The organism is Salmonella sp. SAL04196 (assembly GCF_046550835.1).
Lineage (GTDB): Bacteria > Pseudomonadota > Gammaproteobacteria > Enterobacterales > Enterobacteriaceae > Salmonella > Salmonella enterica.
Map to the genome: position 1 here is coordinate 82606 of NZ_JBGDXE010000010.1, position 7802 is coordinate 90407.

Consider the following 7802-nt stretch of genomic DNA (forward strand, 5'->3'; position numbering starts at 1 on the left):
ACGGCAACTAAACTGTTTCCCGTCATAATTCGCGCAGCCTCTTTGTTGGCTGCCTTTGCTTACCCCGGGCACATAGTTATCTATGTTCCCGGGGATTCGCTCAGTTGCCGCTGCGCTGCAATGCGAGTTATTTAGGGGATATTATCTTTGATTAAACCCGCTCAAACACCGTGGCGATGCCCTGACCCAGACCAATACACATCGTCGCCAGACCAAACTGCGCGTCTTTGCGCTCCATCAGGTTGATAAGCGTGGTGCTGATACGTGCTCCGGAGCAGCCGAGCGGATGACCAAGCGCGATCGCGCCGCCGTTGAGGTTGATCTTCTCGTCTATCTGCTCCATCAATCCCAGATCCTTAATGCATGGCAGGATCTGTGCGGCAAACGCTTCGTTCATCTCAAACACATCGATATCGCTGGCCGACAGTCCCGCTTTTTTCAACGCCAGTTTTGACGCCGGAACCGGCCCGTAACCCATAATTGACGGATCACAACCCACCACTGCCATTGAACGAATACGGGCGCGAGGTTTTAGACCCAGCTCACGGGCACGACTTTCGCTCATTACCAGCATGGCAGCTGCGCCATCGGAAAGCGCGGATGAGGTGCCCGCCGTGACCGTGCCACTAACCGGATCAAATGCCGGACGCAGTGTTGATAGCGCTTCGACCGTGGTTTCCGGGCGGATCACTTCATCGTAGTTAAACTGCTTCAACACGCCGTCTGCATCATGACCGCCAGTCGGGATAATCTCCGTTTTGAATGCGCCAGACTGGGTGGCGGCCCAGGCGCGAGCGTGAGAACGCGCGGCGAACTGGTCCTGCATTTCCCGGCTAATGCCGTGCAGGCGGGAGAGCATTTCCGCCGTTAGCCCCATCATCCCTGCCGCTTTGGCGACGTTGCGACTCAGACCCGGGTGAAAATCCACACCGTGACTCATCGGCACGTGCCCCATATGCTCCACGCCGCCAACCAGACAAACCTGCGCATCGCCGGTCATGATCATTCGCGCTGCATCGTGTAACGCCTGCATCGAGGAACCACACAGACGGTTGACGGTGACCGCCGGTACCGAATGGGGAATTTCTGCCAGCAGCGCGGCGTTACGGGCAATGTTGAAGCCTTGCTCCAGCGTTTGTTGTACGCAGCCCCAGTAAATATCATCGAGGGTCGCCGCTGTAAGCGACGGATTACGCGCCAGCAGGCTACGCATTAAGTGGGCGGAGAGATCTTCTGCCCGCACGTTGCGAAACGCGCCGCCCTTCGAACGGCCCATCGGGGTGCGAATAGCATCGACAATGACAACCTGTTCCATTGTGACTCCTTAAGCCGTTTTCAGAGAACCAACCGGACGGGCTGGTTCAACCGGGGGATAATACGGTTCGTTATGGCGCGCTTTATTACGCAGCCCTTCCGGCACTTCATACAGCGGGCCGAGGTGTTGATACTGCTGCGCCATATCAAGATATTTCGCGCTGCCCTGTGTATCCAGCCAGCGGAATGCGCCGCCGTGGAACGGAGGGAAGCCCAGGCCGTAGACCAGCGCCATATCGGCTTCCGCCGGGCTTGCGATAATGCCTTCTTCCAGACAGCGAACCACTTCGTTAATCATCGGGATCATCATACGGGCGATTATCTCGTCGTCGCTGAAGTCGCGTTTCGGCTGGCTGACGCTTGCCAGCAGGTCATCCACCGCGGCATCTTCTTCTTTCTTCGGCTTACCCTTGTTGTCTTCTTTATAGCGCCAGAAGCCCAGACCGTTTTTTTGCCCAAAACGGCTGGCGTCAAACAATGCGTCGATCGCGTCGCGATACTCTTTCTGCATCCGTTGCGGGAAGCCTGCCGCCATTACCGCCTGCGCGTGATGCGCGGTATCAATGCCGACAACATCCAGCAGATAGGCCGGGCCCATCGGCCAGCCGAACTGTTTTTCCATCACTTTATCGACTTTGCGGAAATCCGCGCCGTCGCGCAGCAGTTGACTGAAACCGGCGAAATAGGGGAACAGCACGCGGTTAACAAAGAAGCCGGGGCAGTCGTTGACTACAATCGGCGTCTTGCCCATTTTGCTTGCCCAGGCGACGACTTTGGCAATGGTTTCGTCTGAACTCTTCTCACCGCGGATGATTTCAACCAGCGGCATCCGGTGTACCGGGTTGAAGAAGTGCATTCCGCAAAAGTTTTCCGGACGTTCCAGGGCGCTTGCCAGTTCGCCAATCGGGATGGTAGAGGTATTTGAGGCCAGCACGGTTTCCGGGCGCACTTTCTGCTCGGTTTCCGCCAGTACCGCTTTTTTGACTTTCGGATTTTCGACCACCGCTTCGACAACAACATCTACGCGATCGAAACCGGCATAATCGAGAGTCGGGTGGATGGTCGAAATGACGCCCGCCAGCTTCAGACCGTCGATCTTGCCGCGCTCCAGCTGTTTGTTCAGCAGCTTGGCCGCTTCGGTCATGCCGAGGTTCAACGATTTATCGTTGATATCTTTCATGATGACCGGTACGCCTTTCCAGGCCGACTGGTAAGCGATACCGCCGCCCATAATGCCCGCGCCCAGTACGGCTGCCTGTTTCGGCGTCTCAATATCTTTGGTCAGCTTTTTGGCTTTACCTTTTACATATTGATCGTTGAGGAAGATACCGACCAGCGCACGAGCTTCATTGGTATGCGCCAGCGGAACAAAGCTTTTATTTTCCAGATTCAGCGCTTCTTCACGACCAAAACGCGCGGCGGCTTCAATGGTTTTCACTGCGGTCATCGGCGCCGGATAATGTTTACCCGCCGTTTGTGCGACCATGCCTTTAGCGATGGTAAAGCTCATCGCTGCTTCAATTTTGCTGAGTTTCAACGGTTCCAGTTTCGGCTGGCGTTTAGCTCTCCAGTCGAGATCGCCGGTAATGGCCTGGCGTAACACCGCTATCGCGCCTTCAATTAGCTTCTCTTGTTTGACCACGCCGTCCACAAGGCCGATTTTCAGCGCGTGTTCAGCACCGACATCTTTCCCGGCGGCAATGATCTCCAGCGCGCTGTCCGCGCCCAGCATACGCGGCAGACGAACGGAGCCGCCGAAACCCGGCATGATGCCCAGTTTAGTTTCCGGCAGACCGATACGGAGGTCTGGCGTCGCCAGACGGTAATCGGTGGCCAGCACGCATTCGCACCCGCCGCCCAGCGCATAGCCGTTTACGGCGGCAAGGGTCGGTACGGGTAAATCTTCCAGACGGTTAAAGACGCTGTTAGCGAAATGTAGCCATTGGCTTAACTGCTCTTCGGGGACGAGGAACAGTGAAAGAAATTCGGTGATGTCCGCGCCGACAATAAAGGCCGCTTTATTCGAGCGCAGCAGCAGCCCTTTTAAATCGTGTTCCTTTTCCAGCACCTCAAGCGCCTGGCCGAGGCTGGCGACGGTTGCGGTGTCGAGTTTATTGACCGAGCCTGGAGCATCGAACACCAGTTCGGCGATGCCATCTTCCAGCCAGTCGAGGTACAGGGTGTCGCCTTTATAAAGCATGTCAGTCTCCTGAATCCACAAGGTGATCTGGTCGTACCAGATGAAGCGAAGTGTGTATTTTGTGTTAATAAAATGCAAATAAATGATTAAAGAAATGCCGATGTGATCACGCTCGGCAGAGATCACGCTCTCGTGGGGCGATGTGCTAAGATGCGGGAACTTGAGGTCAAAAAAACAGAAGGGTAAAAAATGGAATCACTGGCCGCGCTCTATAAAAATCATATTGTTACCTTACAAGAACGGACGCGCGATGTTCTGGCGCGCTTTAAGCTGGATGCGTTACTTATTCATTCCGGCGAGCTTTTCAACGTCTTTCTCGACGATCACCCTTATCCGTTTAAGGTCAATCCGCAGTTTAAAGCGTGGGTGCCGGTAACTCAGGTTCCAAATTGCTGGCTGTTGGTCGATGGCGTCAACAAACCCAAATTGTGGTTTTATCTGCCGGTCGATTACTGGCATAACGTTGAACCGCTGCCAACGTCCTTCTGGACAGAAGAAATCGAGGTCGTCGCCTTACCGAAAGCGGATGGCATCGGCAGCCAACTGCCTGCCGCGCGTGGCAATATCGGCTATATCGGCCCGGTTCCTGAGCGCGCGCTACAATTGGGTATCGCTGCCAGCAACATCAACCCGAAAGGTGTTATCGACTATCTGCATTACTACCGCGCCTATAAAACGGATTATGAACTGGCCTGTATGCGCGAAGCGCAGAAAATGGCGGTGAGCGGTCATCGGGCGGCGGAAGAGGCCTTCCGTTCCGGCATGAGCGAGTTTGACATCAACCTGGCGTACCTGACCGCCACGGGACATCGCGATACTGATGTTCCATACAGCAACATTGTGGCGCTGAACGAACATGCCGCCGTGCTGCATTACACGAAACTGGATCATCAGGCACCGTCTGAAATGCGCAGTTTCCTGCTGGATGCGGGCGCGGAATACAACGGCTACGCGGCGGATCTGACGCGAACTTGGTCGGCGAAAAGCGATAACGACTACGCCCACCTGGTGAAAGATGTTAACGACGAACAGTTGGCGCTGATCGCTACCATGAAGGCGGGCGTTAGCTATGTGGATTATCATATTCAGTTCCATCAACGCATCGCGAAGCTGCTGCGTAAACATCAAATCATTACCGACATGAGTGAAGAGGCGATGGTGGAAAATGATCTCACCGGGCCGTTTATGCCGCACGGTATTGGTCATCCGTTGGGTCTGCAGGTACACGATGTGGCCGGGTTTATGCAGGATGATTCCGGTACGCATCTCGCCGCGCCGTCCAAATACCCGTATCTGCGCTGCACGCGTGTGTTACAGCCGCGAATGGTGTTGACTATCGAACCGGGGATTTACTTCATCGAATCGCTGTTAGCGCCGTGGCGCGAAGGGCCGTTCAGCAAGCACTTCAACTGGCAGAAAATTGAAGCGCTCAAGCCTTTCGGCGGTATCCGCATTGAAGATAACGTGGTCATCCACGAAAACGGCGTGGAAAACATGACGCGGGATTTAAAACTGGCGTAATGGACAGTTGGTTAATCCCTGCAGCGCCGGTCACCGTTGTTGAAGAGATCAAAAAAAGCCGCTTTATTACGCTATTGGCGCATACCGATGGCGTAGACGCGGCGAAAGCGTTTGTTGAGTCAGTCAGAGCTGAGCGCCCTGATGCGCGCCACCATTGTGTGGCGTGGGTGGCGGGTGCGCCGGACGACTCACAGCAACTGGGCTTTTCAGACGATGGCGAACCGGCGGGAACGGCAGGCAAGCCGATGCTTGCGCAATTGATGGGCAGCGGCGTCGGAGAGATTACTGCCGTCGTCGTGCGCTACTATGGTGGTATTCTGCTGGGTACGGGCGGGCTGGTAAAAGCCTATGGCGGCGGTGTGAATCAGGCATTACGTCAGCTTGCCACACAACGCAAGACGCCATTAACCGAATATACTTTGCAGTGTGAGTACGGTCAGTTGGCCGGAATCGAAGCATTATTAGGACAGTTTGCCGGGAAGATCGTTTCCAGCGATTATCAGGCGTCTGTTCGGCTCAGGGTGGCGCTTCCTTTTGCTCATGTGAATGCATTTTCCACAAAACTGGCGGATTTTAGCCGTGGTTCATTGCAATTGTTAGCGATTGAAGAATAATCCCCACCTCATTTTTAAGAATAAAGGAAGCGGCAGAGATGCATTTTCGCGCCATTACCCGAATCGTTGGACTACTGGTTATCTTATTTTCGGGGACAATGATTCTCCCGGGACTGGTAGCGCTAATATATCGTGATGGCGCAGGAAGAGCGTTCACGCAGACCTTTTTTGTCGCGCTGGCGATCGGTTCCATACTGTGGTGGCCGAACCGTAGGGAAAAGGGCGAGCTGAAATCCCGCGAAGGATTTCTTATCGTGGTGCTGTTCTGGACCGTGCTGGGCAGCGTGGGTGCGCTGCCGTTTATTTTCTCGGAAAGCCCAAACCTCACCATTACCGATGCTTTTTTTGAATCGTTCTCCGGGTTAACCACCACGGGCGCCACTACGCTGGTGGGACTGGATTCATTACCGCACGCCATTCTCTTTTATCGTCAGATGCTGCAATGGTTTGGCGGTATGGGGATCATTGTGCTGGCGGTGGCGATTCTCCCTATCCTCGGCGTCGGGGGGATGCAGCTCTATCGGGCAGAAATGCCGGGGCCGTTGAAAGATAACAAAATGCGCCCGCGTATTGCCGAGACGGCGAAAACGCTGTGGCTTATCTATGTCTTGCTAACGGTAGCCTGCGCGCTGGCGCTATGGTTTGCAGGGATGCCCGCGTTTGATGCTATCGGACACAGCTTCTCCACTATTGCTATCGGCGGCTTCTCAACGCATGACGCCAGCGTAGGCTATTTTGACAGTCCCACTATTAATACCATCATCGCTATTTTCCTGCTGATCTCCGGTTGTAACTATGGCCTGCATTTCTCTTTATTAAGCGGGCGTAGCCTGAAAGTATACTGGCGCGATCCGGAATTCCGCATGTTCATCGGCGTACAGTTGACGCTGGTGGTGATCTGCACGCTGGTACTGTGGTTCCATAATATCTACGACTCGGCGCTGACAACGCTAAATCAGGCGTTCTTCCAGGTTGTGTCGATGGCGACAACGGCAGGGTTTACCACGGACAGCATTGCGCGCTGGCCGCTGTTTTTGCCCGTCTTGCTGCTATGTTCCGCGTTTATTGGCGGTTGCGCCGGGTCAACGGGCGGGGGGTTAAAGGTCATCCGTATTCTGTTGTTGTTTAAACAGGGGAACCGCGAACTCAAACGTCTGGTGCATCCGAATGCCGTTTACAGTATTAAGCTGGGGAACCGGGCGCTGCCAGAACGTATTCTGGAAGCCGTCTGGGGATTCTTTTCTGCCTACGCGCTGGTATTTATCGTCAGTATGCTGGCCATTATCGCTACAGGCGTAGATGATTTCTCGGCTTTCGCCTCGGTAGTGGCTACGCTTAATAACCTGGGACCGGGGCTGGGGGTGGTTGCTGATAACTTCGCCAGTATGAATCCGGTTGCGAAATGGATACTCATCGCCAACATGCTATTTGGTCGTCTGGAAGTATTCACTTTGCTGGTACTTTTTACCCCGACTTTCTGGCGTGAATAATGGAGTAACACGTGAAAACATTGATTCTTTTCTCTACCCGGGACGGACAAACGCGCGAAATTGCCTCTTATCTGGCTTCTGAACTCAAAGAGATGGGGATCTGGGCCGATGTCGTTAATCTGCATCGCGCAGAAGAGCCGGACTGGGATAGCTATGATCGCGTAGTGATTGGCGCGTCTATTCGTTATGGCCATTACCACAGCGCCTTTCAGGAGTTCGTTAAGAAATACGCCACGCGGTTGAACGGAATGCCGAGTGCCTTTTATTCCGTTAACCTGGTGGCGCGTAAAGCTGAAAAACGGACGCCGCAGACTAACAGCTACGCGCGTAAGTTTTTAATGAGCTCTCCGTGGCGACCTGACTACTGTGCCGTCATTGCAGGCGCGCTTCGCTATCCCCGCTATCGCTGGTATGACCGTCTGATGATCAAGCTTATTATGAAGATGTCGGGCGGCGAAACGGATACCAGTAAAGAGGTGGTGTACACCGACTGGGAGCAGGTTACGCACTTTGCCCGTGAAATAGCCCATTTAACCAACAAATCGTCGGCAAAATAAACGCAAAGAATAAAAAGTGCGCACTCAGAAAATTATTTTAAATTTCCTCTTGTCAGGCAGAAATAACTCCCTATAATGCGCCACCACTGACACGGAACAACGGCAT

Annotated in this window: 6 protein-coding genes; 4 read left to right on the forward strand and 2 right to left on the reverse strand. The window is 54.1% G+C overall.

Going from position 1 to position 7802, the window contains the following annotated elements; genetic code table 11:
• Positions 1-151: 151 nt before the first annotated feature.
• Positions 152-1315 carry an acetyl-CoA C-acyltransferase FadA gene (gene fadA, locus ACLJPE_RS21885; protein ID WP_000438778.1) on the reverse strand — a complete coding sequence of 388 codons (1164 nt, stop codon included), beginning with the start codon at positions 1313-1315 and terminating at the stop codon, positions 152-154.
• A gap of 9 nt (positions 1316-1324) precedes the next feature.
• Positions 1325-3514 carry a fatty acid oxidation complex subunit alpha FadB gene (gene fadB, locus ACLJPE_RS21890; protein ID WP_039514519.1) on the reverse strand — a complete coding sequence of 730 codons (2190 nt, stop codon included), beginning with the start codon at positions 3512-3514 and terminating at the stop codon, positions 1325-1327.
• A 189-nt stretch (positions 3515-3703) separates the two neighbouring features.
• Between fadB and pepQ the strand changes: the two genes are divergently transcribed.
• The 4 genes from pepQ to hemG are packed head-to-tail and all read left to right on the forward strand — an operon-like array spanning position 3704 to position 7696.
• Positions 3704-5035: a Xaa-Pro dipeptidase gene (pepQ, locus tag ACLJPE_RS21895; RefSeq protein WP_023233071.1), complete on the forward strand. Its 1332-nt coding sequence runs from the start codon at positions 3704-3706 to the stop codon at positions 5033-5035.
• Positions 5035-5649: an IMPACT family protein gene (locus tag ACLJPE_RS21900; protein WP_023233072.1), complete on the forward strand. Its 615-nt coding sequence runs from the start codon at positions 5035-5037 to the stop codon at positions 5647-5649. Before pepQ ends, ACLJPE_RS21900 begins: the two co-directional genes overlap by 1 nt.
• Positions 5650-5687: 38 nt before the next feature.
• Positions 5688-7139 carry a Trk system potassium transporter TrkH gene (gene trkH / locus ACLJPE_RS21905; protein ID WP_000545688.1) on the forward strand — a complete coding sequence of 484 codons (1452 nt, stop codon included), beginning with the start codon at positions 5688-5690 and terminating at the stop codon, positions 7137-7139.
• A gap of 11 nt (positions 7140-7150) precedes the next feature.
• Complete coding sequence (gene hemG, locus ACLJPE_RS21910; protein ID WP_000853983.1) at positions 7151-7696, forward strand: menaquinone-dependent protoporphyrinogen IX dehydrogenase; 546 nt, start codon at positions 7151-7153, stop codon at positions 7694-7696.
• The last annotated feature ends 106 nt before the right edge of the window (positions 7697-7802 follow it).